Origin of the sequence: Apilactobacillus kunkeei, from assembly GCF_005930975.1 — a bacterium.
Classification (GTDB): domain Bacteria; phylum Bacillota; class Bacilli; order Lactobacillales; family Lactobacillaceae; genus Apilactobacillus; species Apilactobacillus kunkeei_E.
The window spans coordinates 1-234 of record NZ_VBSE01000002.1; the positions used below are offsets into that span (position 1 = coordinate 1).

At 39.7% G+C, this 234-nt stretch carries 1 protein-coding gene; it reads right to left on the reverse strand.

The genetic code is table 11. The features are described from left to right. Positions 1-220 (reverse strand): hypothetical protein (locus tag FD688_RS07285; RefSeq protein ID WP_190242833.1); only part of this gene is annotated, 220 nt, incomplete at its 3' end. Positions 221-234 lie beyond the last annotated feature (14 nt).

Sequence of the window (234 nt, forward strand, 5' to 3'; positions counted from 1 at the left end):
CGACATTTTGGTTTTGTGGTGCAACTGGATTTACAGAAATTACTGGTTGGCCATTTTGCACCGTAATGGTTGAATTAGTATCAACGGGATAGGTATTGCCTTGTTCATCAGTAATTTGAGTAGAAGTATCCACCTTAGTAATACTACTGGTTCGATCATTATGTCCTTTGACATCTACTGTAGCATTTGCGACTTCTTGTCCTGTTGTTGATTTAACCACCGGAAGTGTCACGT